Below are 26,473 nucleotides of genomic sequence, written 5' to 3'. Positions count from 1 at the left end.
TCTCTTCGATTTGACCGTATGTCTAATTACGCGAACATATAGTCATTTGACTTCATGTTCCGTATTTTGTACTATCATTCATGAATAGTCAAGGGGGAGATTTTTCTTATGAGTGTGACAAGGGAAGAGGTTTTAAAATCGGCGATGAAGCTTTTTAAGGAACATGGGTTTCTTTCGACGACGATACAGGATATTGCCGAGGATTGCGGTATTGCCAAAGGATCAGTCTATAAATATTTCCCTTCCAAGGAAGACCTCTTCAGCGAGGTGTTTGATCAATGCCATAACGCCTATTTTGATCAAGTCGATGAACTGAAACGCTTTCCCGAACTCTCGCCAGAAGAGCAGTTTCTGCAGCAGATCATTCTGCGATTCCGTTATTTTATGGAATACAAGCATATTCTGATCGAATTCACGGAGCTCCCCATCCAACAGGATCCCAAGTTCCAGCCGCTTAGACACAAGGTTAGAGGGCGGCTCATCCGATGGCATAAAGAGTGCTTGATACAGGTTTATGGCGAAGAAATTTATCCGTTCCTGTGGGATTTGGTTTCCATCTATCGTGCGATTCTGAAGGAGTACTTATTTTGGATCGTTTATGAAGAAAAGTCTCTATCGCTTGAGGAAACGGCAAGGTTCATTTTGGATAAGCTCAATGTGCTCGTTAAGCATATGATGGCCTCTAACCTGAAGCCTCTGCTGAAACAGGCTTCGTTCGAGAGGTATTTAAGCTGGGGGCTCGAGGACCGCCAAGGGGAGAGAGAGCAGTTCCTTACCGAGCTGTTCCGGGAGATGGATTCGGCCCTTAATGTTCTTCCATCCGGCGCAAAACATCGTTCGGAGTTGAAAGAGGTTTACCATTTTATCCAGAACGAAACTCGTAAAGCGGAACCGAACTTCCCGTTGCTGCAAGCTTCGCTCTACTTTTTGGAGAGAGAGAAAGAGCTTAAAAGTCAGGTCATCCAGTTAAGGAATATTATTTATTCAGGTAGGGGGAGATAGCTTGTTATGTGAAATCAAATCTAACCCCATTGGGGACAAGAGCGAAGACTCTAGGGGTGGAGAGAACAATACGCGAGAAAGGTACGTCTAATGTTGTTACGGTTAGCGAGCATTCCGCTAACGGGAAACGTTAGTTCAAGGGAAACAGCGACAGTCTAGGACTTTATTTTCTCGTCCTTAGTTGTCGCCGTTTCCATTTTATAGGATAAATTAAACACTTTGTCTTTTACTGACAGTTATTTCATTAACATCAGTTCTCTTTTTGCTTCGCATAATACTCGGTGATCAGATCGAGGAACACCTTGGGAAACGCCAAGGTGGCCATATCCGCTTCGCTGATCCAGCGGTACCCCGCTGGCAGCGCATTATGCGCGTGCTCCGCCTGCTCAGCCAGCGCAATTAACGCACCTGGCTTCGCTCCGGTGCTGTAGCTGGCCCGCTGCTCGGCAGCCAGCGGGGGGCCTCCCGCCTCCCCGGCAGGGGCGGCGACCTCCTCACACTGGAACACACGCAGGTTCCAGTGAATGTGGCTGAACGTGTGCTCCGCCTCACGTACAAACCGCACCGGGCGCGCAAGCACGCCCTCTGCCAGCAAATGAGCCGCCAGATGGTCCATGGCTGGCTCATCTGGCACCGGACCGTTGTACCCCTCCGGTCCGGCAAGCTCATGCGGCAGCTCCCACATGCGGGCCAACAGGCCCTTGGCCGGGCGCTGCCGTACGAGCAGACGGCCGGTGTTCGCTCCGCTGCCCTCGATGAGAGCGACGGAGCGCGGCTCCAGCCGCGGCGGCTTTGCCTTGGTCTTGACTGGCAGTGTCTCCTCGCGACCTGCCAGCCTGCCCGAGCAATGCTCCATGACCGGGCAGGTCAGACAATGAGGCGACTTCGGCGTACAGACCAGTGCGCCCAGCTCCATTAGAGCCTGATTAAAATCAGAAGCTCTTCCTTCGGGAATCAGCTCCCGTACCAGACTTTCCATATGCGCCCGCGTGCTGCCCTTCATAATATCCTCTTCAATGAGAAAATAACGCGACAGCACACGCATCACATTCCCGTCCACAGCAGGCTCTGGTCGATTGAAGGCGATACTCATAATCGCCCCCGTCGTATACGGGCCTACTCCTTTCAGTGCAGCAACAGCTTGTGTATCATCTGGCACCTGCCCTCCGTGAAGCTCAACTACTTGTTTTGCCGCAGTTTGTAAATTCCGAGCCCGTGAATAATAGCCCAGTCCTTCCCATAGCTTAAGCACATCCTCCTCGGGTGCTTCCGCCAGCGCTTCAATCGTAGGAAAGCGTGCAATAAAGCGATTAAAATACGGAATGACCGTATCGACACGCGTCTGCTGAAGCATAATTTCCGAGATCCAGATATAAAAAGGATTCCGATGACGTCGCCACGGCAAATCGCGTTTGTTACGCGTATACCAATTCAACAGTTCAAAGCTGAAATAACGCTTTTGTTCCAATGTATTTGTAGTCATCACATCACGTCTCCTTATATTCGACAATCACAAAAGCAGAGGCAATGTTAGGCTGATGTGTAATACTCAAGTGAATGCTGTAATTTGAGTCACCTGTATTCGGCAATCTCAGTCGATCCCACGCGGATGAAGACAAATAAACTACTGGCTTCCCCCCAGGTTCCGGTAAAATATCCATATCGCCAAACCCGATGATTTGCCCAATTCCGCAACCGAAGGCTTTGGTTATCGCTTCCTTGGCAGCAAAGCGCCCTGCTACGAACTCCGTTAGTCTACCCTTGCGTTCCACAGCAAGCTCGCGTTCTGCCGGGGTCAGCACTCGATTCAAAAACGCATCTGCATATTTACCTGCCAAAATATGAGCCATACGGCTTATTTCCAGCACATCATGTCCAATTCCGTAGATCATTTGGGTATTCTCCGTCCTTTATACTTTACTGGATCTATTGTAACAGTGCGTCCACACCCTGGCGAGTCACAAAGGCGTAAAAACAGCACCAAAATATGTTAAAATAAGAAAGGCTATAGATGAATGTTTGAAATTCAGCTGATATGCCCATTTTAAAAAAATCCCCGTAGAAAGGAAGGATAGGATGTCAGAAACCATTATTGTTGAAGCAGGTACCGAAGCAGGAACAGATGCGGTGATCCGGGCTTCCTGGTTTCCCTCTAAAAATACAGCCAAAAGCCTGCTCATCATCGCTCATGGCTACAAAGGATTTAAGGATTGGGGCATGTTCCCCTATATAGCAGAAGCATTGAGTATGGATAACCATGTTGTGACCTTCAACTTTTCACATAATGGCATAGGTGAGGATCTGGAGAATTTTACCGAGCTGGAAAAGTTCGCACGCAACACCTATAGCCGCGAACAAGAGGATTTGGAACTATTGCTATCCAATCTGAGAGCCCGTCATGAGTTCAGAGAATTGCCGTTGTTTCTGTTAGGTCATAGCCGAGGCGCGGGAAGCTGCTTTGTATATGCTCTAGATCATCCCGGCGAGATTGCTGGCGTCATTTCATGGAATGGCGTGACAGATCTTGATCTGTTTACTTTACCGCAAAAAGAAGAAATGCGCGCCAAGGGACGCAGCTATGTGGAGAACGCCAGAACCGGGCAACAGCTCCCGCTGGATGCTATCATTCTGGAAGACCTGGAACAAAATCGCCAGCGTTTTGCCATTGTAGACAGACTTGCCAACAGCCAGCTCCCAGCTGTACTGATCCAGGGAACCGAAGATTCCAAACGTCTACGAGAAGGCTCTGCCCTGCTCACATCCGTTCGTCCCGACATCGAATGGGTACAAATTCAAGGCGGCAATCATACCTTTAATACCGTTCATCCATTCCAGGGAGGCAGTCTTCCACTGGATCAGGCGATTACCGAAACCCGCCGCTTCATTGAGTGGATCGCCAATTAATTATTACCCCTTCAATACAAACGGCGATCCGCCGGGCGGATCGCCGCATTTATTTACTTCAGAATTTTGCAAAATCCTCGCTTGAGCATTTTAAAATTACATAATGATTAATGCTTAGACTCCTGGGATGCTTGTCCGCTTATGCGCAGTACGTGTAAAGAAGCTTTCCAGCTTTTCGCGTGCCGCCGGGTCAATTTCCTTGCCTTCCAGATAGTCACTGTTTGCTTCGTAGGAGATCCCCAGTTCTTTTTCATCCGTCTGGCCTTCCCACAATCCAGCTGTAGGCGCTTTGTCCAAAATGGCCTGCGGAACTCCGAGATAGCTGGCGAGCAAGCGCACCTGACGTTTGTTCAGCGTGCTAAGTGGCGTAATATCGACCGCACCATCGCCCCATTTGGTATAAAAGCCTGTGATGGCTTCGGAAGCGTGATCTGTGCCAACGACGAGCAAATTCAGCTCATTCGCAAGTGCGTACTGAACCACCATCCGTGTTCTTGCCTTTACATTCCCTCTCACTTGCGGAGTAATCGAACGCTCAAGACCAATATCCTTTAACGTATGCTCCACTTCCACGGCAACCTTGTCCACGGCTTCCTTAATGTTCGTTTCCCCGGCATATTTCAGGTCGAACGCTTTGGCAACCGCGTAGCTATGCTCGATATCTTCCTGTTGGCCGTATGGCTGGAATACACCCAACGTTTTGTATTCGTCTCCTTGTTCCTGCGTCAATTCATCTGTAGCGCGCTTGCACAAAGCAGCTGCTACGGCACTGTCAATCCCGCCACTGATGGCGATCAACAGCCCTTTGCTTCCCGTTTTCGTTACATACGACTTGAGGAAATCCACACGCTTACGGACCTCTGCCTCTACGTTAATCGTAGGCTGTACTCCCAATTCAGCAATAATCTGTTCCTGCAAACTCATCAGATAAGCACCTCTTTTTTAGGAATTTCCTTCACAAGCCAACATGCAAAAGCCCCGGCAAGTTTCGCAGGCGAAAAATGCGGGGCATAGCTTGAGCAGTCTTACCGGCAAAAACGATCAAATGCACTGGTCAAATCAGCAGCAATCTGATCTGCCGAACGATCCTCCACCTGATGACGCTCGATGAAGTGAACCAGCTCGCCGTCTTTCAACAGCGCGATAGAAGGGGAAGACGGTGGGTAAGGTGCGAAAAATTCGCGAGCCTTTGCCGTTGCTTCCTTGTCCTGTCCGGCAAAAACCGAATACAGATGATCTGGCGTAATATCATGCTTCAGTGCTTCACCCACACCCGGGCGGCATTGGCCTGCGGCACAACCACATACCGAGTTCACAACCACCAGCACTGTTCCTTTACTATTAGGCAGCTTGGCCTCCACATCTTCAGAGGTACGCAGTTCCTGAATCCCAAGATTCGTCAGTTCATCGCGCATCGGCTGAACTGAATCTCTCATATATTGATCGAAAGACATAGACATATTCTTTCACTCCTTTTCCGAAAATCATGTATAGTACGTTTCTAATTTCATCCTTTGCCGTAGTAAAGGCATGGACATCTAAATTTCATTATACAATCTTTTTCACGTAATTTGCAAAAATCCGGCTATATTTTTGAACGATTATTTCTGTATCGGACTCATGACAGGAGGCTCAGAATGATCCCGGTAAGTCGGGACGGTTCTGCGCAATCGAACTTTAAACTGCGTGCCCATTCCCTCCACCGAATCTACGGCAATCGTACCGTGATGACGCTCCACTATACTTTGACATAAGGCCAGACCCAGACCTGTACCTTTCGTTTTGGTGGTGTAAAAAGGTTGGAACAGCTTTTCAAGCTGTTTTTGCGAAATTCCAGGCCCTGTATCCTTTACTTCCAGTTCCACGAAATCCCCTTCCTCATGAGTAGAAATGGTCAGCACTCCCTTTTCCCCCATGGCTTCCATCGCATTACGCGATAAATTAAGCAGCAATTGCTTTATTTCCTTAGGGTTCAAATGCAGCATCGTCACATGATCCTCCAGCTTTAGATCAATCGTCTGCCCCCTCAGATTCGCATCTGCCCACAATAAAGGCGTCAGTTCGCGAATAATATCATGCAGATGACATTGCTCCTTCTCGACAATTCGATTCTGGGCCAGTGAAAGAAAATCGTTAATAATCCCGTTCGCCCGGTCAAGTTCCTCCATCACAATGCGGTAATAATGGTTGAGGGATTCTGGGCTTTTCTCACGCATAAGCTGTAAAAAACCACGCACAACCGCCATCGGATTACGTATTTCATGAGTAATGCCCGCTGCCATCTGTCCAACCAGGCTGAGCCTCTCGAAATTGCCCAGCTCACTGCGCAGCGTCTCAAGCTCTGTAATATCTTGCAGGGCGATAATGACGCCTGTCGTTTGGTTTACATGTTTATCCCGAATAGGAAGGAAACTGGAGAAGAATACTTTGGGAGTAACATTTATAAAATCAGCACCCGCCTCTCCTTCCAATGCTTTCGCAACTCGTTCGTTAACCACAGGTAAAGTGTCAAAACCATATAACGTGCTCAATGGACGACCCACTATCTCAGGCAGTGTAATGTAGGGATCGTAGTTTCGATAGAGTTCCAGCATCGTTTTGTTCATATGTATAACTCGTTCTTCGCTGTCCAGAGTAACAAGAGATAACGGCATCAAATCCATAACTTGACGCAGCTTATCCACTTCAATTAAGTATTTGCTCGTAAACTCAGTCACATCACGCCGAAGCGTCAGTTTCTCAAAGGCATTATGCATTAGACTCACGACCGTAAAACTTGCCAGCACCCCTGCACCCATATTCCAAAACGTTGTAAGTAAGTCAGGAATGTATACAGAAACATCCTGTTTGCCCCACAGTAGCGGAAATATCGCCTTAAACAGCATATCAGCCACAACATATGCAGAGATCAGGAGCTTTTTGTCCAGCAATGTTCCTCTTTGAAAAAACTTGACATGCAGGAGCATAAAAGGAAAAAGGATAAAACCAGTGCCCACATACATTGGGGACATTTCTGTCGACTGGGCTATAATCAGGACACCCATCAGTGCGGAAGCAGCGAGCACAAAGGCAGTGCGACGTCTACCGTACATGATGCCAACAGCAAGGGGAATAATACCGAGATTAGAAGGTAGACCATACGGAGACTGATATTGAAAGAGTGTACATAGCAATATGGCTGGTAAGCAACACAAATACAGTATTCCTTGAGTGGGTCCAGGAAGCAGATTGCCGCCCCAAACCTTTTTCTTATCCCCATAATCCGTTAATATAGAGAAAAAACCCGCCGATATAACGGCAAGGAGAACTTGGAGCACACTTTCCTTCAACGCAATTAACAAGGACTTCTCCCCCTCATCATCTTTCCTTGACGCCGTTAGTTGAATTAAAGCACAGGCTACAATATATTACAATATATGTGTTAAAATTCCGGTATAGAACGACAAAATCTGCTAAATACCAGATGTATATAAGAAGATCGTTTTTACGCGTTTTAAAATCCTGTAAATTGAAAAATATACACGTTTACCGTGCCCTTAGGTTATCTAAAATGACGGTATTGCGATATGATGAAAAATTGGTTACGCCGTTCTGAATTTTTTGAAAATTTGTCGACGAAAAGGAAGAGGTTTATGACTTACGACGTTATTGTGATCGGAGGCGGCTCAGCCGGATTAATGGCTGCTGCCGCTGCCAGCAGTGAGGGCGCCAAGGTGCTTTTACTTGAAAAAGGAAATAAACTCGGGCGAAAGCTGGGGATCTCTGGTGGAGGCCGTTGCAATGTCACGAATGCCAAAGAGCTGGACGAACTCATTCGGCACATCCCCGGCAATGGCCGTTTTCTGCACAGTGCACTGGCGACTTTTGGCAATCGGGATATCATCGCCTTTTTTGAACAGCTGGGTATAGCCTTAAAGGAAGAAGACAATGGGCGTATGTTTCCAGTGACGGACAAAGCCAAAACAGTAGTCGATGCTTTGATTAACAAGGTACGCTCTCAAGGAGTCGAAATTCGGACAAGTCGTCCTGTTCAAGAGGTTATTTACAAAGAAGGTCATACAGCTGGGGTACGGCTGCGTTCCGGTGAAATCCTACATAGCCGTAATGTCATTGTAGCCGTCGGTGGCAAGTCCGTCCCGCATACCGGCTCGGAAGGTGACGGCTATGCATGGGCAGAACAAGCGGGGCATACCATTACGGAGCTGTATCCAACAGAGGTGCCATTGACCTCAGGCGAAACGTTCATCCAGACGAAAGAGCTTCAGGGACTATCCTTACGCGACATCAGTCTGACCGTATGGAATGCGAAGCAAAAGAAAGTTGTCGTCCATGAAGGAGATATGATTTTTACACATTTCGGTCTATCTGGCCCAACTGCTTTGCGGTGCAGTCAATTTGTCGTCAAGGGAATGAAAAAAGATAAGGTAAACACGGTGTTATTGACTCTCGATTTGCAGCCTCATAAACATGCCGATGAAGTCTACCGTGAGACGCTGGAGTTGGCATCGGTCGATGCTAAAAAAGCGATCAAAAACGTGCTTAAGCCTTATTTACCGGAACGCTTGATTCCATTGTTGCTCCAGCAAGCCGAACTGCGTGAGGACTTGACCTATGATCATATTCCCAAGCAGCAATGGCAAGAACTTGCTCATCGCATTAAGGCGTTTCCAATCCGTGTGAACGGTACGCTCTCTCTGAAGGAAGCATTTGTTACCGGGGGCGGTGTGAATTTGAAGGAAATTAATCCGAAAACGATGGAGTCCAAGCTGATGCCTGGATTGTTCTTCTGCGGTGAGATTCTCGATATTCACGGTTACACAGGTGGTTATAATATTACAGCGGCGTTTACGACAGGGCATACAGCAGGGACACAAGCGGCCGTAAGCGATTAAGACGCTGCGCTGCATACCACCACTGCATCCTCATTTTTTGGGGGAGATAGGAAAAGGAAATGAAAAAGACTTAAATCAGTTGTATTTCTGATTTAAGTCTTTTTTTGTAAATGGCGTAAAGAACAATATCCATCTTGTTTTGACATTTGCCGCTATCTTAAACCTCAATAATGATAGGTAAAATCATGGGTCTTCTCTTCGTCTGATTGTAAATGAACCGACCAACATCATCTTTTAACATCTGCTTAATCAGTCCCCACTGACTCATTTCGATTTCTGTTAGCTCGTTCACTGTGGACATAATCGTGTCGTGGATCTGACTCATGAGCTCTTCGGAATCCTTAACATATACAAAGCCTCTTGAAATGACCTCTGGCGCTGCGAGCATTTGCTTCTCATTTTTACTCAACGTCATCACAATAATCAGCATTCCGTCTGAAGAAAGTTTTTTACGGTCACGCAGGACAATATTACCTACGTCACCGGTTACCAACCCGTCTACCAAGCTATTGCCGGCTGGTACTTTAGGGCCCAGGGATGCCCTTCCCTCTTCAATTTGAATCGTGTCACCGTTATGGACGATAAATACATTCTCCATCGGAATCCCCACAGACTCCGCTAGTTGACGATGCTGATACAGCATTCTGAATTCACCATGTATAGGAATCAAATACTGTGGTTTCATCAAAGTCATCATTAATTTCAGTTCTTCCTGGCTACCATGACCGGATACGTGCATTCCTGTAGAGCTGCCTGATCCATAAATAACCTGGGCACCCAGCACATACAGGTTGTCAATGACCTGGGATAGGTTTCGCTCATTCCCCGGTATGGCTCCCGCAGCAATGATGACCGTATCACCAGGCAAAATTTCGATTTTGGGATGCAGGGAATTGGCTAAACGTGACAATGCGGCCATCGGCTCTCCCTGGCTTCCGGTACATAAAACTGCAATTTCTTCTGCGGGAAACCGCTCTGTTTCTCCCGCCTCAATCAGCAAATCCTCAGGCATATGCAAGAAGCCCAGCTCCTTGGCCACTGACACCACATTTATCATACTGCGTCCGAGTAAAACCAGTTTCCTGCCTGTTTCCACAGCCGCGTCAATGACTTGCTGGACACGGTTAACATTAGAAGCGAACGTGGAGATAAACACCTGCTGTTTGGCTCTGGCAAATGCATCTAGAATATGCCCGCCAACCAAACGTTCTGAAGGGGTAAATCCTGGCCTTTCCGCATTTGTACTTTCGGAGAGCAGCACTTTCACCCCCTTCTTTCCTATTTCAGCCATTCGATGAAGATCGGGAAAAGGTCCGCTTACGGGAGACATATCGAATTTGAAATCGCCGGTATGGACCACATTTCCTTCCGGTGTCTGAAAAAAGACACCCAGGCAATCCGGGATACTGTGAACCGTGGTGAAAAAGGATGCCTGAATCGTTCCCGCTTGAACGGTTGAATCCGCATCTATAAGATGAAGCTCGGCATCACGCAAAAGGTTATGTTCCCTTAACTTAATCTTAATTAATTCGATGGTGAGCTTTGTCCCATAAACGGGCATGTTAATCTGCTTGAGCAGATAGGGAATACCTCCGATGTGATCCTCATGCCCATGAGTCACAATGAGCGCTCTGACTTTATCCTGATTTTCCAGCAGATAGGTGACATCGGGCACAATAAGGTCAATACCAGGCAAGTTCTCATCAGGAAACTTCGAACCACAATCAATTACGACGATATCCTGATCGTATTGGATGAAATACATGTTTTTCCCGATTTCATTCACACCGCCTAGAGCAGCAATGAGTAATCTATTATCATCAAACATCAAGTTTATTTCCTCCTTAGAAAAATGCTATCCATATTATTCATTTTCCACGTAAACTTATACACAAAAAGAAACCCTTGTCTCTAAAAGACAGGGGTTCTCACTTGATATATTAGATACCCACCGCAGCCGAAATAGCAGCGAAAATAGCAGCAACTAACCACAGGATGGGGAATAGCTTGAAGATTACCTTCAGCCACTGTCCAAAGCTGATCCGGGCAATGGCCAATCCTGCTAGCAGAACTCCACCTGTCGGTGAAATGAGATTGGTTAACCCGTTACCAAACTGGTACGCTGTGACGACGGCTTCACGATTGATGCCTACAAGATCTCCAAGCGGTGCAAGTACAGGCATAGTTAGTGCTGCTTCCCCCGAAGAAGATGGGACCAGGAAAGTAATAATATTATGTGCAACCAACATAATGGTTGTGAACAAGTAATTTGGCAATCCTTCCAGGATGCCTGCGAGTGCATTCAATACGGTATCAATGATCATACCCTGCTCGGCGATGATCAGAATTCCGCGAGCGAGACCTATAATCACTGCAGCGTAGATGAATTCTCCACACCCTTTTACAAAATTCTCAGCTATCTCCTTCTGGCTCATTTTGGTGACTACCCCGACAAAAAGACCGAGTGCGAAGAAAAGGGCGCCGATTTCAGTCATATACCAGCCTTTGGCCAAAATTCCCCAGACAATGGCTCCCAGCGTTACAATAAATCCACCTATAATTAATTTGTCCCGAAACGTGAAGACGACGTCCTCACCTGTATTCTCTTTTATAAATTGCTCGCGATTTATAATATCACTCTGAAAAACAATGGATTTCTCCGGATTTCTCTTAACCCGGTGCGCATACCACATCGTAAAGGCAATAGAAATCATAGTAAATACAAGCCATTCAATAAATCTCAGCCAGAGCTGAGGATTCCCCTCCACTCCTGCGATTCCCTGGGCAATCAATACTGAAAATGGATTCACAGTCGAACCAACATAGCCAATTTGCGTTCCCAGAAATAGAATGAGAATAGCAGTCATAGAATCGAAGCCTAGGGCAAACATTAACGGAATAAAAATTGCATAAAGCGGAATAATTTCTTCGCTCATCCCAAAGGTAGAGCCTCCGAGACTGAATATAACCATGGCAATTGGAATAAGCAAAATCCCCTTATTCTTCAGACGTCTGGCAAGGGCTGTCAGGGCACGATCGATGGCTCCCGTCTGCAGTATAATCCCGAAGGAGCCGCCTACAATAAGGACAAAAGAGACCACATCGGCGGCATTGATAATCCCTTCAATCGGGGCGCTAAGGATTTGGGGGATTCCCTGTCTTAAATCACCATTCTCACCCGTTTTGGGTACAGTGTGATAGGTTCCCGAAACGATTGCCGTTTTGGTCACACCGTTCACTGTCACTTCATGACGCTCAAACTGTCCGCTGGGTACAATCCATGTCAACGCAGCGACCGTAATAATAATCAAAAATATTAAAGTATAGCTATGGGGTAAGGATAATTTCCATTTCTTATTCTTGATGTTCATGTTTATCCCTCATTCCAAGAATGGTTATACGTAACCTTCCCTCCCATAATGGTCAATATCACTTGGGCATCCCTGATGTCGCTAGCGGATGCGTTAAGGAGGTCGCGATCAAAAACGGCGATGTCAGCATATTTTCCAGCCTCCAGCGTACCTGTAACCTCTTCCATATAACAATGTTTGGCTCCATTAATGGTCCATGCCCTTAAAACTTCGGATGGCGGCATCCCTTGGTCAGGATACCAGCCTCCTGCAGGCGAGCCATCCGGGAATAATCGGTGAGAGGCTGCATACAGTGAATCAGGGACACTAGTGATAAATAAAGGCAGATCAGTCCCAATGGTTATTGGCACGTTAGCCTCCAGCATGGATTTATAATTATAAAAGCGGTTTTCATTGTCTTTACCTACCACAGCAGACATATAAGCATCCTCGTAAGAAGGATTCAGTAGCAGGATTTGGGCGTAGACTTCGGCAAAAATTTCGTTCTCGCCCATTCTAATCAGATCATCTGGATGAGGATACTCTAGATCACTGATCGAATGTCTAATAAGGTGATTACCTTGTTGTTCGCGGCATTTTTCAATCATCGATACTGCCTGGCGAATTGCAGCATCCCCTTCTGCAGTTAGGCAGCATTTGATACCTTGGCTGTCTGCTTCCAGAACTGAGGCTTCAATTTTTTCATAATCAACCGTTCTTAAATTCGTGACTTCAGGCATATCTGCGTAAGGCTCCAACATATCCCCTGTATGATCGGCTACAACGCCGTCAAGCATCAGCTTGTATCCTTGGAAACGAATAAGGTCTCCATTATAAAGTGCTTTATACTTGATACCGGTGCCAACATCCAACGGTTCAACAACGGGTTCAAGCGAAAAATGAAATCGGAGTGGCAGTTCTCCTGCTTCTTTCAATTCTTCTAGAATCGGCAGTAGCTCGCTATGTCGGTCAAAGCCAATATCCTTTATGGAAGTAACTCCTCGTGCAGCCAGCAGGCGGCAAAACTCCACAAACTCTTGTTTGACAAGGCTGCGATCCTGCATCATGGCTTGGAGTAGCAAAGCGCGTGCCTCAGCACTGCATTGATCCGGCAAAAATTGATATTTCTCCTGAGCCAGTCGGTTCATCCAGCAGTAGCTTTTATTTAGGTTAATGGCAATTACCGCCCGATCAGGGAACATCTCGTCCAACAAGCTTTGTTCCGGCAGCTTGCCCCATCTTTCCTCGCTCCAACCGTAAGCGGTTACATCTTTCCCTGGCGGAAGATTGTTTGCCGCTTGCAGCATGGATTCCACTGCTTCTCCAATCGAGGCTGCATGAGTCAAATCCACGCCCCGATGCATCGACATATATCCGGTAAAAAATACATGATTGTCATGAACTCCTGGCATGATAAAAGCATCACCCAAATCACAGACAACCGTTTCAGTTCCTATCCAAGCTTGTGCTTCCTCGGGACGCCCCACTGCTGCAATACATTCTCCCCGCAGTGCAATAAACCCAGGCGAAGCTTCATTTTCTAAGCCATTAAAAATAGCATTTGACAGTAGAACCTTGTCCGCTAATGTGTCCTTCTTCCCTTGCACAGTTTCACCTCCTCATTATTTATCCGCTTCATAACATAACGTAATATAACGTTATAACATTGCTTCTGCTTCTCTCATGGAGTGGAAGCAGAAGCTGCGCCGTACCTGAATAACATTACGTAACAGGCAACGGATTTATATTGAGAATTGATAACGGTCCCCAATGATGTACTGCTTACCTACATGAACGGGGCTTCCATGCTGATCATAAATAATCGTATGCATGTAGAACAACGCCTGTCCGATGGCTGTCTCTAGCAGCTTTGCCTGGTATTCATCCGCCAAAGCGATTTGTAATATCGTCTCTCCCGGTTGGTTAGGATCGATGCTGTATTTATGACGCAATAGCTCATATACAGAGCCCTCTAACTGCTCTTCCATTAGAAAAGAAAATCGGTCATAAGGGTAAAAATTATTCTCCAGCATGAGCGGTCGATCACCGGCGTATCTTTGGCGCTGAATATATAACACTTTTTCTCCTTGTGGCAGCTGCAACTGATGTGCAATTTCCTCATCTGCTTCTCTGATTTCACGTTCTGTGACCACACTGTGTGAAGAGAGGCCGTTGGATTTGCAGGCAGCCGTAAAGCTGATCACATGTTCAATCTTCCGCCCAATTTTGGGTACATTGACAAAGGTTCCTTTTCCTTGACGTTTGGTCAGATAACCTTCATGAACCAATTCGGCAATCGCTTTTCTTACGGTAATTCGACTTACATTGTAGGTCTCGCTTAGCTCAGTTTCGGTCGGTATACGACTTCCCTGCGTATATGTTCCATTATGAATAGCAGTTTTGACCGCTTTTTGTAATTGAATATATAATGGCTCTGCTTGATCTGAATTCAACATAATGTACCCTCACTTGTCATATAACGTTATATTACTCCCACTTAGAGTATCAAATGTTACATATTCTTACAAGTGAAGATATTTGAAAAAAATAATTAGTAACGGACGCCGTATCCGAATGAACCTTCTACCAGACAGCTCTGGGCGGCAACCCTCGATCCTTCTGCCATAGCGTCCTGAATATTACCCTTTTTCAAAAAACTCAGTAAAAAGGCGGTGATATAGGAGTCTCCTGCCCCCATCGTATCCACAGCGTCCACGGAATCAGGCGTTTGAAAATAGAACTTGGTACCATCATAGGCAATAGATCTATCTCCGCCGCGTGTGGCTACCAGAATTTGCCCCTCTTTTTTTCGATTGGAGCGGATATAGTTCTGTGTCTCTTCATCCGTCATATGGCTGCAAGAGAAGAATGCAAAATCGGCGTACGCAATATATCTCTCGACCTGTTCATCTACGAAATCATCTGAAAAGTCAAAAGAAAGAGGGATTCCCAACGTCTCCAATTCAGGCAGCAAGTGCCCTGTATGACTGTACAAGCCCGTGTGAATAAGGTCGAACCCGCCAACATAGGCCTTGTCATCTTCACTCAGCTTCAGCGGGTGGAGACGTGTAACTCCTCCCTCATTGCTGCCCAGAAATACTCTGTCCCCGTCTTCCAGGGTTACACGTGCGCAGCCGTTCTCACCGCTGTGATATCTGCACCGTGAAATGTCGATTTCCAGCTCACGGAGAATGTGTTCTACATGCTGTGCTTCGTTATCATCCCCGAATACTCCAATAAAGGCTGCATCTACTCCCGCTTTTTTGGCAAACACACTGAAATTAAGCGCATTGCCGCCAGGATACATCATGCGCAGATGAACATATTTATCTACCACATTATCGCCAATGCCTAGAACTTTCATGATGGTTTCCTCCTGTTGGTAAGTGCGCTTAGTAAGCTACTTTGCCCATATAACGGCGAGTTTCCAGTGGGTGATTGCGTACATTTGCGAGTGCTTCACGATAAACACATACAATGCTATAAAATAAAACCGGGTTAAAGAACTCGACAACCTCGTCAGCAATGGTTCCGATTCCAAGCTCCTTCGCATCGATTACTTCTACTTTCTCGGCATATTGATTCAGGAAAGTCTGTGCCCGCTCATCCAATGCCCGTGTGCGTCCTTCGTTGATCATCAGAATAAATGGAGTTTCTTTATCCGTTACTTCAAACGGACCGTGGAAAAATTCACCGGAATGGATTGAAGCCGCATGAAGCCATTGCATTTCCATTAGAGAACAGATAGCAAATCCGTAGGCATGTCCATAAGAAGCTCCGCTGGTCAGGATATAGAAGAGATCTTCATTGCGGTATTTGTCAGCGAATACAGTGGCACGCGGTTCGACTTGTATTTTGGCCCTGTTAATAATTCCATTGATTGCTCCCAAGCCGTTCTGGAAAGCTTGATAATGCATATAGCCATCAGCGACTTGAAGCAGCTCAACAGTAAGCTCCAAAATAATAGCCATCGGGTTATTTTTGACATCGCTCTCATCTCCCCACTCGTAGAGGAATGAATAATCAGAGTAATTGAGCAGTGTCGCTTCACTATTGTGGGTTAAGCCGATGGTGTAAGCGCCTTTCTCTTTGGCTGATTTAGCAGCCGCAACCGATTCCGGCGTGTTTCCTCCATGGGAACACACGATGACAACTGAGTTTTTACCTAATCGTCTTGGCAGCGCGTGCACAAACTCATTTGCTGTATACATGCCTGCTACCAGCTTCTTTGCTTCACTATCCAAGAAATATTTTGAGGGATACATATCGACTAATGAGCCCCCGCAAGCTACTAAATAAACCTCAGAAATCTCTCCACTTGATTGTTCATAAATCGTCTGAACCGTCTGTTGTACATTCATCATTTTTACCTCTCCTTTTTATATAACGTTATATAACGTATTGTTTATGGGATAAATATAAGCGCTTTCACCAAAAGTGTCAAGCCCATTTATTCAATGAACTTTTAATACTCTGCATTCAAAAAGCTCTAATCCTTTTGTCGAAGAATTAGAGCTCCTATTGGGATTTGATTTATTGAGTGTTTGGTCATAACGAGATTACACCTACAAAATACGCAAAAAATTGGTCTTACCCATGGGTTTGTCCGAATAAACTAAAGTAGACAAGTACATAACAGCCCATAAAAAATCAAGGAGGAAAACACCATTAATACATTTATCAGTTATATTTTTCTCGGTCTGTCACTTTCGGCCCCCATTGGGCCGATTAATGCTGCACAGTTGGATCGAGGTATTAAGAATGGATTTTGGCATGCTTGGTTTATCGGGCTTGGGGCAATAACCGCAGATATAATCTATATGCTGCTTGTCTATTTGGGAATGATCCACCTTCTCAATGCCCCGTTTGTTAAAGCTTTTTTATGGTTATTTGGTTTTTTCGTACTTGTGTATACAGGTGTTGAAAGCATCAAAAATGCAGGTGTGATTTCAGAATCTGAATTAAGGGGAAATGGCAATACCTTAACCAATTCATTTTTGGCAGGCTTCCTGATGTCATTATTTAATCCTCTCTCCATCCTTTTCTGGCTTGGCATTTACGGGTCCATACTGGCCAACGTCGCTAATACATATCCAGTACAACAGCTAATGATCTTTAGCGGAGCGATTGTATTAGGTGTGTTACTCTGGGACGTAACCATGGCAGCCGCTTCAAGTATTTTCCGGAGGTTTCTAAAAACCGGATTACTTAAAACCATCTCTTGGATGTCTGGATTATCTCTTATCGGTTTTGGTTTTTATTTTGGTGTACAGGCATTTCAATTACTTTTTTTACACTGACGATTAACTCCCTGACAAAGTTAACGAGATTCCTTGGCGTGCTTTCGGCGAACCCATTGTACAATGAGGTCACATATTGCAATGAACAAGACCAGAAGTAAGCTGATGTAAACCCCAGGACGGCTAAGCTTATGAAAAAAGGATCCGACCACAGCCATAGCTATCAACAATAATCCAACCCAGCGTTTAATGTTGCTAGATGTGCTCGATTCCAGTAACTTACCTGAAGACAGCAAAATAAAGCACCAGTTATACAACAGCATTAACCCTGCAGCTGTTGTAATATATTCATACACTTTTCCCGGCAGCAGCAACGACATTACGATGGCTGAGATTAATCCAACGGAGATCAAACTAAGTGCATACAGAGGATATTTGCCCTTCCACTTCCGTGAAAACAATGTGGGCGCATCTCCCTCCTGTGCAAGTGTAATCATCATAGATGTCTCTGCATATAGGGACGCTGTCATTGTTGAGAACCCTGCAATAATAAGCACTCCATTAAATAAATGAGGTACAAAAACCAGATGATCGCTGCTCAACGCAAGCACAAATGGACTTTCTTTCGGGTTAAAGGCACTTAAGGGTACCATAGACACAGCCAGACCAATCGAAAGCACATATACTACAACGAGCGTCATCAACATTACTTTTCCTGCTTTAGGTGCATCCTCCGGTTTTTGAAGCCGATTAGACATTATTCCGAGCACTTCAATACCTCCGTATGCATAAAAGGCAAAAATAAAAGATGACCATAATCCCATACCGCCGGTAGGAAAAAAGTCTTTGTAACTGATGGGGAACTTTGGATTATATTTTCCTCCTCCGATCCAGCCTGCCAAAAGAGCAACGGCCAAGACCAGAAACATAACAATAGCTGCCATTTTAATAATAGCCAATACATTTTCAACTCGATCAAAACCCTTGTTACCAAAAAAAACAATCACAAGCCCTAAAATCCCGAAGCCTGCCGCAAAAATCCACATCGGTACCTGAGGAAACCAGAAGCGTGAGAATATAGATAGCGCCGTTAGTTGGCTCCCATTGATAAGCAATTCTGAGAACCAATACACCCAGCCACTACCGAAGCCTGCCCAATTACCAAATGCTTTTTGGGCATAGGAACGGAAAGAGCCCTGTTCTGGATGATCTGCCGTCATGCGCGAAAGGGCGTCAAACACCACATACGTTCCCACCGCTGCCAAAAAGTATGCAATGAGTACGGCTGGGCCACCGATGGAAATCGCTAAGCCGGACCCGAGGAAATATCCTGTACCGATGGTACCTGCAACTCCTAACAAGCTTAGTTGCCACCATTTTAGTTTTTTTTCTTTTTGCATACGATCCGAAGACTTACCCATAAAAGAGAATCACCCTATTCCTGAATTTGAGACCGAGTTCTCTATTTTAAGATTGCCTATTTCACCATATTTCATGTGAAGCATGACTTGGCTTTATTTATGAATAAAGAAGCACCAGAACCCCGTTAAGGTTTACTGGTGCTTTGTAAATGTATAAAATTGTCCGAGGGGTTAAGTGAAACTCAAACGATCAAACTTTAGATAAAGAAAGGGCCTTATCGGCATTTTGAATATCCATTTGTATTTGCTGCTCCGGATCATAAGCGTTATAGTAACCGTTGTTCTTCATGTAATTAAAGATTTGTTCATGAAGATTAACCGCTTTGCTCAATTGGTCACAAAGAACATTGCGAACTTCCGAACTGGTTGACTCTGTCAGCGCAAGAGCATAGTTCTTAATTCCGCTTTTAGCTGAAATTAATAAATCAGAAGCAATCACCTGATCGTTCATGGGACTCGTTCCAGTCATATTCTCAATAAAAGAATTCACGTTAATCCTCCTTTAAAATTACACAAGTAGATTTCTAAGCTGTTGAATATCTTGTGTACCACCGTTGACATCCTGCTGCAAAATGTTTTTTAAGTTTGTGTCTGACACTAAAGGAATCATGGTTTGGGCTTTTGTGAGACAAGTTGTTTTAAATGTAAGCAGCTCATGTAATTCCAATTTTTCGTGAACTCCTAATTTTTGCATGGTCAAGACCTCCTTTCTGAAATTGTTATTCCCTGCTATCGCTGCTATTTATGCAAATCCTGCAGAGTTTCAGTTCTGGCAAAAGCTCTAACTGAGTTTTTCTCACACAAAAAAAAGCTCCTTCAAAGCCACAATAATCCATGGTCTTATAGGAACTTTTCCTTAAAATGTGCTGGACAGTGAAGACTCAAATTTCTAATCATGATTTTTAGGATAAAATTAGGTATGGATGCTTCCAGAAAATCCATCCACATCGTCCTCGGGTTGAGGATCAGAGCTGACGTTGTGCTCCTCCGTCGTATTAGTGTACGTTTGAGAGGAGCCATTTTTATAAGCTTCGCTCCAGTCTTCGTTGATCGTATGTGCTGGGATAATCCAGTCTTCCGGGCTATAACCTGGATTATGTACACCTATATTTCCTTGCAAACCGGGATATTCATCCGGTTTAGAGAAAAGAGTCCCTACCTCAATCATGCTTCCTTCATAGGCTTGGCAAATTTCCAATGCAGACAGTACATCTTGGTTCTCAATATGTACATTGAGACCTGTGTCACCGTTCGTGCTGGCAGAGTATCCAATTTCCTTTAATGTTTCACAGGCTTGAGCAGCTTGCTGCGGATCACGAAATTGAAAACGGAAAGAACCCGTATCCATGTGTTTCATCTCCTCTAAATTAGCTTATTTTGTTAATTTGTTCATTAGGTTAGGTATGTTCTTTTTTAATATAACCAACCAGAACAGTATTTTTACATTCAAATCCTTTATTTTTCAAAAATTTACTTTAATGCTTTGAAATTAAATAGTTAAAAAAGCAGCTACTGTGACAAATCGCATGTTTTCGCTATGTAAATCCCTTTATGCTAGTAACAAGGGTATGGTTGCCCGGTCATCCGAGCCGAGCGGTCAAAGGATGCCCAAATCCATACATAAAGGCGGAATGAAGATGATAGATTACCGAACATTGGTGACACAGCAATCCATGCATTTGTATAGCGTGTTTGCCAAGTCATTCAAAAGTGTAAACGAACATGCGGTTGCTGGCATCAAAACGGTGGGCTTCAACCCAACGGCCTTTGCCGTGATGGAAGTTTTATATCACAAGGGCGCGCAGCCAATCCAACAAATTGGAGCAAAGCTGCTTCTGCAAAGCGGAAATGTCACTTATGTTATTGACAAGCTGGAAAGTCGCGGTTATTTGCACCGTCACCCGTGCGACCAAGATCGTCGGATTATATATGCAGAATTGACGGACGAGGGACAACGTGTCATGGACGAAATTTATCCTGATTATACACGTCAGATTGAACGTGCCTTTAGCGGAATCAGTGAAACAGAAAGAGATCAACTCATCGGCTTGCTTAAAAAATTGGGTCGTAGCGCTGATAACCTGTCACCTTATCACAAATAGAATGTATAGTAATTTTAGCAAACAAACATTTGTGAAGAAATGAACAATCTTTAGCTGTGCTAAACGTAGATTAGATTTATACTAGAAAAGTCCACCCTTATATTCATGGGTGGACTTTTTATATACCTGAATAGAGCGAAATATGCCCAAGCTTACGAGCAGCATAAGTATCTGCTATCGACTAAAATGTTTGACCACTACATTGTTAAACATAGCCGGACCGCCATCGGAAAAAAGAGTAATTTTCTGATCCTCTAATCGTGGAAATATTAAGGAGGAATAAGCTACTTCTCCATCATCTACAAACACTTCAATGCTGGTTTTATCGACGAGAATGTTTAGGTGGACCTTTTTCTTATTAGCATCAAAAGGCGCCTTGCTCTCTACATATTTCCCACTCTGATCCGGATGTCCGGTATTGGCTCTATTTACGTAGGAGTATTGCCCATCCACCGAAACACCGACATCCACATGGCGCTTGCCATCTGCTGACTCTCGAAGCCTCAGTCCCGCATTTTTGATCGTTGACCAAGATACATCTGCCTCTAACTGATAGGTATCGCCTGCTACCGGAAGCGAGTAAACACCGTCTACTTTGATCTGTCCAAATGATTTCGTAGAAGTTTGGAATCGATCCAAAGTTTTTACTGGCTGTGAAACCAAGCGATACCCAGCATCTGCTGTATGCTTCAACCGAATTTGACGAACAATCGAATCCATTCCATTAAAGCCTTCCTTTAGGGTAGGCGTGTTATTGGCATAATCCCAATTATTCATCCAGGCCAGAGCATAACGGTGACTGTATTTATCTTTGTCTTTTCCTTCCTCGAACGTAACTGCACCATACCAGTCAAACCCATAATCCAGCCACTCAGGTTCACTGTGATCAGGGAGAAATGCTTCTCCATTAAAATCTCCCGTCCAGTAGGCATACGTGTTGGGTCCGCCTGTTGGTTTGCTATTGGCGCTCGCGCCCAAAACCCATTGATAGGTTCCATCATCTGCACGCATCTGGTAAAGGTCAGGACATTCCACAAGCCCGATATTTTCCGTTTGAAAGCCACTCGTAAACTGCCAATCCTTTAAATTTTTAGACTTATAAAAGCCAATCTTCGTTCCCTCTGCCATGACCATCATCCATTGATTACGCCCAGTATCTCGGATGATTTTGGGATCTCTGAAGTCCTTTGTACCGGGATTGGACATCACAGGCTTGTTGCGGTAAGAAGTAAACGTCTTGCCGTTATCCTTACTGTACCACAAAAATTGTTCCTGCTTTCCGCCATCTGCGGAGGGCTGTGTCACAATGGCTACCAGCGTCCCTTTTCCAAAACCTGCGGTATTCTTATCATCGATCACGACCGAACCGGACCAAGGATCTCCATTCCGGTTCGTATATTTGGGAATCGCCACCCCTTCATCTTTCCAATGAACCAGGTCGGTTGATGTAGCATGTCGCCATTCTGTACCGTTCTTTTTGGGATAGTCACGATTGTATAAATAGTAATAATGATATTTTCCATCGAAATAAATGGGCCGTTGGGGGTCATTCTTCCACTTATCCGGAACGGTAAAATGATAGGCTGACCGATAGGTCGGTGTTGTATGCTTACTTTGTTTAGCTTGACTTTTTGGAGTTGCAGCAGATTTTGGGGGTTCGGCTGTATCCTGTTGGTACATACTCCAACCCATAGCTATGAATATAGTTAAGCCTGTGATGATTACAACGGATCGTATCCAAATGCTCTTGGGAGTTTTTTTTTTCATTATGACGATCCTCCTTACCTCTCATTGCATCGTTATGTACCGCCCGATGGACGACAGATCGGGTTGCTACCAATCTACCGCCTTCGGACATACTGCATTACATATACCTACTTATTTCTTTCCATACTCATTTGGAGATTCTTTTTTGTCATTCGTTGGATCAATCGTGATTTGCCCTTGCTCCAAAATACCGTTTTTCACAACAGAGGTTTTCGAGCCTTTAATATTCAGCAGGAAGCTTGGTGCGAAAGTAGATTTGTGATCCGGGAAAAGCCCGCGATTGGTCATATAACTCGAAACGACTACGTTATTGCCTTTGCCTTGCGGGATAGCAAAATGGGCATACGTCCAGGTAATATCATCACGATCCAGATCCTGATGAAGAACGAGACCGGTTCCATTCAAGGGTTTATAAGGCCCTGTCAAGGAAGTAGAAACATAACCCAGCATGTAAATATCATCGTCACCGATCGCATCTACAGTCACCTTGGAACCTCTCGTACTCGTAAATAAATACCACAAACCGTTCATTTTGAACACATTTGCCCGTTCAATTTCATCTGTTACCAAATTGGAAGCAATCAAAGGAGGCATTACATTTTTCAACGTATAATCATCATTCAATTCAACGATGCCCAGTGCGCCGTTAGCCAGCTCAGCTCCCTTTTTCTTGGGACTTTGCAACAAATTTTGTTGCTCTTCCGTGAAGAATTTCTTATTGCCGCCATAATAAGCTGGGTTTTGAAGCGAATCTTCGCCTTGGTAGCCGGTTTCTGTTCCTGTGTTGGCTTCAAATATAATATATTTGTGGCCTTGATCCTCGACATAGTGAGGGTCTCTAAACGTATGGTTGTCCATATCTATTCCGACGCTTTGCTGTACATTTTGATAGGTTTTCCCATCTCCACCGTCATAGATCGATTTCAAATCCTCGACTCCATCTACTTTCAGTGTCTTGTCATCAGGCTGAGAGACATTAATTTGAGCCGTGCTCAAGGTTTGTTTGCCGTATAGTTGGTTATTTGGCTCAAAGGGCTGTCTGCTGGTATAAAATAAACGTACTTGTCCATCAGAGGTTAACGTAGCAGAACCGGACCATTCTTCTGACTGATTTTTTAGAATCGGATCGTTGGCAAGTAATTTATCATTGTCTTTAAATACTCTTCCGGCATTTTTCCAGCCGCTCAGCGAGGTATTACCCGCTTTTTGATAGAACAGATATATAAATGTATCCTCTGCTCTTTTAGGATCGCCTGCCAATCCAAAAACGATATTATACCCTTTGTAATTGGCTACTGTGCCATCGGCATTTTGTAACGGCCAAGAGTCCCAGACATCAAAATCAGTCAGCTTGCCTGAGCTGTCGCGACCAATAGCAGAAGGAATATTCTTAATTGTAGACGCATCGAAGGACGGAACCTCATATTTCTCTTTGCCTTGCTGTTTGAAAATATTCAGCATGTCATTACGCGTAATTTGCGTAAATGCATTGTCTGTTTTGAGATCAGATGCATCATTTTCCTCGGCAAAAGCCTGAACGCCGCCTCCTAACAGCAAGGTAGTTGCTACTGTTGCAGTGGCTGCTTTACTGAACCATTTGTTAAACTTCAAGTACTCCATCTCCCTTAATCTAATTATGCTTCTAGATTTGAAAACCAACTTTTTGGTTGATAGGGCCATTTTATATGGTATGTCAAACGATTGATATAGACTGAAAAGCCCTATTATGTGAGATAAGAAAACAGGTTACTCTATGAATTTCATCCTCATATTTTCCTAGTAATTTTCTGAAAATCCCTTTTTTTTCATTCTTATTACATTCAGAAAAATTTGCTGCTTGATTTTTTTCCGTGTTTCATATTGCTAGCTTGGTTGCTTCATTCACATGCAAAATCATTCTAAAATAAATCATACAAAGCCCAATTTGTAAGCGGGTTCAAAAAAATAGTTCCTTAGTACCCTACAGCTCCATCCAGAAACAAATTTTTTGTTACAATTTCTTAAGACTTTTTTACTATTTTGTTACCTATACCATATGAATATATCGCAGTCTCAAGGGGATTTTTATTTCCTTTTTGTATGCTGGGAAATTTATTGGTCCTATGCGAGGTGTTTTTTTGTTGAATCATTAGGAGGAGAGACCTTTGAATAAAGAGATAGCCCGGACTTTTATTCAAAGGTCCGGGCTATCTCTTTTATAATGAAAGATTTATATTATTTTTTATGCGTGTTCTCTTTGTGGTGTCTTTACGCGCTGATCTGCCTCTTCTTCCGTACCCGGCGGACGGTTCCGCAGTCCGAGCACGACAAACCAGCTAATCACTGCAATAACGACCATGATAACGAACAGGGAATGCAGACTGTTTTCCAGTACAGAACGAAGCAATCCGGCAACCTTGTCACTTAGACTCTGTGAAGCATGAGGTGCAAGCAGACCGTTAATATCCTCCTGCGTAACCCCTTGCTGTGTAAGCTGTCCTTCTGCTGTCTGGGCAGCAATGCGATAATTCAGCCATGAACCGAAGGCAGCAACCCCGATCGTTTGCCCCAACGTGCGCAGGAATGTATTCAAAGCTGTAGACGCGCCACGCAACTGGAACCCGACCGAGGACTGGGCAATAATCGTAAACACAGTTATCGAGAAACCGAATCCCAGTCCATACAACAATGTAGACAGGAAGAGCAGCCAGATAGGAGCCGTTTGGCCCATCAAGGTCATGACGAAGGCTCCCAATACAATCAGGGTCAGTCCAATCAATGAGGTTCGACGCGAGCCCAGCGTCAGCAAAATGCGTCCTCCGATCATAGAGCCAAATAGCCAGCCTATGGACATTGGAGCCAATGCGAGACCAGATGAAGCGGCATCCCCACCGTATACACCTTGAATCCATAGTGGAAGATAGCTAGTCAATCCGATCAGCAGGGTGCTGACTAACAGGGCTGCGGCACAGGAAAAAGCGATATCCCGTATCCGAAATAACTTTAGTGGCACCATCGGTTCCTGAGCGCGTTTTTCTATAACCAAAAACAGAATCAGGAACAAAATGGCTACGGCAGCCAAGGCCAGCAATTCAGGAGAAGCCCAACCGATATACTGTCCGCCCAGTGCCAATACGAGCAAGAGAGCCGTCATCCCGATGGTAAAGGTAACCGCTCCGGGTACGTCGATACGTGCGGTACGCTTGCTTACCTGTTCACGCAAGTAACGGGCGATGAAGTACATAGCCAGCAATCCAAAAGGAACGTTAAAGCCGAAAATCCACTCCCAACCAAAATAGGTGACCACATAACCGCCCAAGAGTGGCCCGATCAGGGAAGAAATTCCCCATACTGAGCTGATCATGCCTTGGACTTTGCCACGTTCCTCCATTTTGTATATATCACCGATGATGGTAAAGGTAACAGGAATGACACCACCCGCACCAATCCCCTGAATGGCCCGGTAGATAATAAGCTGCTCCATAGTACCAGCTATCATACAAAGTAAAGAGCCAAGTACAAACAACGAACAGCCGATTAAAAAAATGGGTTTTCGGCCAAACAAATCGCTAAGCTTTCCGAAAATAGGTGTGGTCACAGCCATCGTCAGTAAATATGCCGTAAAAATCCAGCTGAGCAAATTCACGCTGCCCAGTTCACTAACAATCGTCGGTCCCGCTGGACCGATAACCGTTCCTTCAATTGCGGCCAAAAAAGTGGCCAATAGAACACCTGTCAGCACGAGTCCGCGCTTCATAGGTTTATCGTCTCCCAAGCAAATCACAAATCCTTTCCTTATAAAAACTGTGTTGTATC

23 protein-coding genes are annotated in these 26,473 nt (G+C 44.9%); 5 read left to right on the top strand and 18 right to left on the bottom strand.

Annotation, left to right across the window (positions count from 1 at the left end; all coding sequences use genetic code 11):
* Positions 1-108: 108 nt before the first annotated feature.
* Positions 109-1,002 carry a TetR/AcrR family transcriptional regulator gene (locus tag MKY98_RS03895; protein ID WP_165148399.1) on the top strand — a complete coding sequence of 298 codons (894 nt, stop codon included), beginning with the start codon at positions 109-111 and terminating at the stop codon, positions 1,000-1,002.
* Positions 1,003-1,252: 250 nt separating this feature from the next.
* Here MKY98_RS03895 and mutY read toward each other — a convergent pair whose 3' ends face one another.
* Together mutY and acpS are read right to left on the bottom strand one after the other, a co-directional pair.
* Positions 1,253-2,485, bottom strand: a complete 1,233-nt coding sequence (gene mutY / locus MKY98_RS03890) for an A/G-specific adenine glycosylase (RefSeq protein WP_069012132.1) — start codon at positions 2,483-2,485, stop codon at positions 1,253-1,255.
* A 4-nt stretch (positions 2,486-2,489) separates the two neighbouring features.
* Positions 2,490-2,894, bottom strand: coding sequence for a holo-ACP synthase (gene acpS / locus MKY98_RS03885; protein WP_029515799.1), 405 nt, complete (start codon positions 2,892-2,894; stop codon positions 2,490-2,492).
* A gap of 184 nt (positions 2,895-3,078) precedes the next feature.
* Here acpS and MKY98_RS03880 point away from each other — a divergent pair, with 184 nt between their 5' ends.
* Positions 3,079-3,906, top strand: a complete 828-nt coding sequence (locus MKY98_RS03880; protein WP_029515800.1) for an alpha/beta hydrolase family protein — start codon at positions 3,079-3,081, stop codon at positions 3,904-3,906.
* A gap of 114 nt (positions 3,907-4,020) precedes the next feature.
* Here MKY98_RS03880 and nadE read toward each other — a convergent pair whose 3' ends face one another.
* The 3 genes from nadE to MKY98_RS03865 all read right to left on the bottom strand — a co-directional run bounded on the left by nadE (position 4,021) and on the right by MKY98_RS03865 (position 7,247).
* Entirely contained in the window at positions 4,021-4,830 is an 810-nt protein-coding gene (nadE, locus tag MKY98_RS03875) for an ammonia-dependent NAD(+) synthetase (protein ID WP_025722646.1), read from the bottom strand.
* Between the two features lie 101 nt (positions 4,831-4,931).
* Positions 4,932-5,366, bottom strand: a complete 435-nt coding sequence (locus MKY98_RS03870) for a BrxA/BrxB family bacilliredoxin (RefSeq protein WP_029515801.1) — start codon at positions 5,364-5,366, stop codon at positions 4,932-4,934.
* A gap of 141 nt (positions 5,367-5,507) precedes the next feature.
* Positions 5,508-7,247, bottom strand: a complete 1,740-nt coding sequence (locus MKY98_RS03865; protein WP_039270619.1) for a two-component system sensor histidine kinase NtrB — start codon at positions 7,245-7,247, stop codon at positions 5,508-5,510.
* 291 nt (positions 7,248-7,538) lie between these two features.
* Between MKY98_RS03865 and MKY98_RS03860 the strand changes: the two genes are divergently transcribed.
* Positions 7,539-8,798, top strand: a complete 1,260-nt coding sequence (locus MKY98_RS03860) for a BaiN/RdsA family NAD(P)/FAD-dependent oxidoreductase (RefSeq protein ID WP_176715743.1) — start codon at positions 7,539-7,541, stop codon at positions 8,796-8,798.
* A 157-nt stretch (positions 8,799-8,955) separates the two neighbouring features.
* Here MKY98_RS03860 and MKY98_RS03855 read toward each other — a convergent pair whose 3' ends face one another.
* The 6 genes from MKY98_RS03855 to MKY98_RS03830 all read right to left on the bottom strand — a co-directional run bounded on the left by MKY98_RS03855 (position 8,956) and on the right by MKY98_RS03830 (position 16,512).
* Positions 8,956-10,626 (bottom strand): ribonuclease J, encoded by a 1,671-nt coding sequence (locus MKY98_RS03855; RefSeq protein ID WP_069012134.1) that lies wholly within the window; start codon positions 10,624-10,626, stop codon positions 8,956-8,958.
* A gap of 112 nt (positions 10,627-10,738) precedes the next feature.
* Positions 10,739-12,169 (bottom strand): YfcC family protein, encoded by a 1,431-nt coding sequence (locus tag MKY98_RS03850; protein WP_069012135.1) that lies wholly within the window; start codon positions 12,167-12,169, stop codon positions 10,739-10,741.
* Positions 12,170-12,171: 2 nt separating this feature from the next.
* Positions 12,172-13,755, bottom strand: coding sequence for an amidohydrolase (locus MKY98_RS03845; protein WP_069012136.1), 1,584 nt, complete (start codon positions 13,753-13,755; stop codon positions 12,172-12,174).
* A 135-nt stretch (positions 13,756-13,890) separates the two neighbouring features.
* Positions 13,891-14,604, bottom strand: coding sequence for a GntR family transcriptional regulator (locus tag MKY98_RS03840; RefSeq protein ID WP_069012137.1), 714 nt, complete (start codon positions 14,602-14,604; stop codon positions 13,891-13,893).
* Between the two features lie 95 nt (positions 14,605-14,699).
* Positions 14,700-15,512, bottom strand: a complete 813-nt coding sequence (locus MKY98_RS03835; RefSeq protein ID WP_029515808.1) for a PfkB family carbohydrate kinase — start codon at positions 15,510-15,512, stop codon at positions 14,700-14,702.
* Between the two features lie 28 nt (positions 15,513-15,540).
* A complete protein-coding gene (locus tag MKY98_RS03830) occupies positions 15,541-16,512 on the bottom strand; it encodes an SIS domain-containing protein (protein ID WP_245231471.1) in 972 nt (323 codons plus the stop codon).
* A gap of 303 nt (positions 16,513-16,815) precedes the next feature.
* Between MKY98_RS03830 and MKY98_RS03825 the strand changes: the two genes are divergently transcribed.
* Positions 16,816-17,448 carry a LysE family transporter gene (locus MKY98_RS03825; protein WP_029515810.1) on the top strand — a complete coding sequence of 211 codons (633 nt, stop codon included), beginning with the start codon at positions 16,816-16,818 and terminating at the stop codon, positions 17,446-17,448.
* Between the two features lie 20 nt (positions 17,449-17,468).
* Here the strand turns inward: MKY98_RS03825 and MKY98_RS03820 are convergent, their stop codons facing one another.
* The 4 genes from MKY98_RS03820 to MKY98_RS03805 all read right to left on the bottom strand — a co-directional run bounded on the left by MKY98_RS03820 (position 17,469) and on the right by MKY98_RS03805 (position 20,157).
* A complete protein-coding gene (locus tag MKY98_RS03820) occupies positions 17,469-18,809 on the bottom strand; it encodes an amino acid permease (RefSeq protein WP_069012138.1) in 1,341 nt (446 codons plus the stop codon).
* Positions 18,810-18,999: 190 nt separating this feature from the next.
* Complete coding sequence (locus MKY98_RS03815) at positions 19,000-19,299, bottom strand: spore coat protein (protein WP_029515812.1); 300 nt, start codon at positions 19,297-19,299, stop codon at positions 19,000-19,002.
* An 18-nt stretch (positions 19,300-19,317) separates the two neighbouring features.
* Positions 19,318-19,503 carry a hypothetical protein gene (locus MKY98_RS03810; RefSeq protein WP_029515813.1) on the bottom strand — a complete coding sequence of 62 codons (186 nt, stop codon included), beginning with the start codon at positions 19,501-19,503 and terminating at the stop codon, positions 19,318-19,320.
* Between the two features lie 219 nt (positions 19,504-19,722).
* Positions 19,723-20,157 carry a hypothetical protein gene (locus tag MKY98_RS03805; protein ID WP_029515814.1) on the bottom strand — a complete coding sequence of 145 codons (435 nt, stop codon included), beginning with the start codon at positions 20,155-20,157 and terminating at the stop codon, positions 19,723-19,725.
* 289 nt (positions 20,158-20,446) lie between these two features.
* Here MKY98_RS03805 and MKY98_RS03800 point away from each other — a divergent pair, with 289 nt between their 5' ends.
* Positions 20,447-20,911, top strand: a complete 465-nt coding sequence (locus MKY98_RS03800; protein WP_013369372.1) for a MarR family winged helix-turn-helix transcriptional regulator — start codon at positions 20,447-20,449, stop codon at positions 20,909-20,911.
* Positions 20,912-21,085: 174 nt separating this feature from the next.
* On the opposite strand, the gene MKY98_RS03795 is transcribed toward MKY98_RS03800, so the two are convergent.
* The 3 genes from MKY98_RS03795 to MKY98_RS03785 form a co-directional block, all read right to left on the bottom strand.
* Positions 21,086-22,678, bottom strand: a complete 1,593-nt coding sequence (locus MKY98_RS03795; protein ID WP_069012139.1) for a glycoside hydrolase family 32 protein — start codon at positions 22,676-22,678, stop codon at positions 21,086-21,088.
* Between the two features lie 111 nt (positions 22,679-22,789).
* Positions 22,790-24,289, bottom strand: a complete 1,500-nt coding sequence (locus MKY98_RS03790; RefSeq protein ID WP_069012140.1) for a glycoside hydrolase family 68 protein — start codon at positions 24,287-24,289, stop codon at positions 22,790-22,792.
* Positions 24,290-24,899: 610 nt separating this feature from the next.
* Positions 24,900-26,414, bottom strand: a complete 1,515-nt coding sequence (locus MKY98_RS03785; RefSeq protein WP_069012141.1) for an MDR family MFS transporter — start codon at positions 26,412-26,414, stop codon at positions 24,900-24,902.
* Positions 26,415-26,473: the final 59 nt, after the last annotated feature.

Source organism: Paenibacillus sp. FSL M8-0228 (genome assembly GCF_038007385.1).
Classification (GTDB): Bacteria; Bacillota; Bacilli; order Paenibacillales; family Paenibacillaceae; genus Paenibacillus; species Paenibacillus polymyxa_D.
The sequence above is the reverse complement of the archived record's forward strand: the minus strand, read 5'-3'. Positions and strand labels throughout refer to the sequence as shown.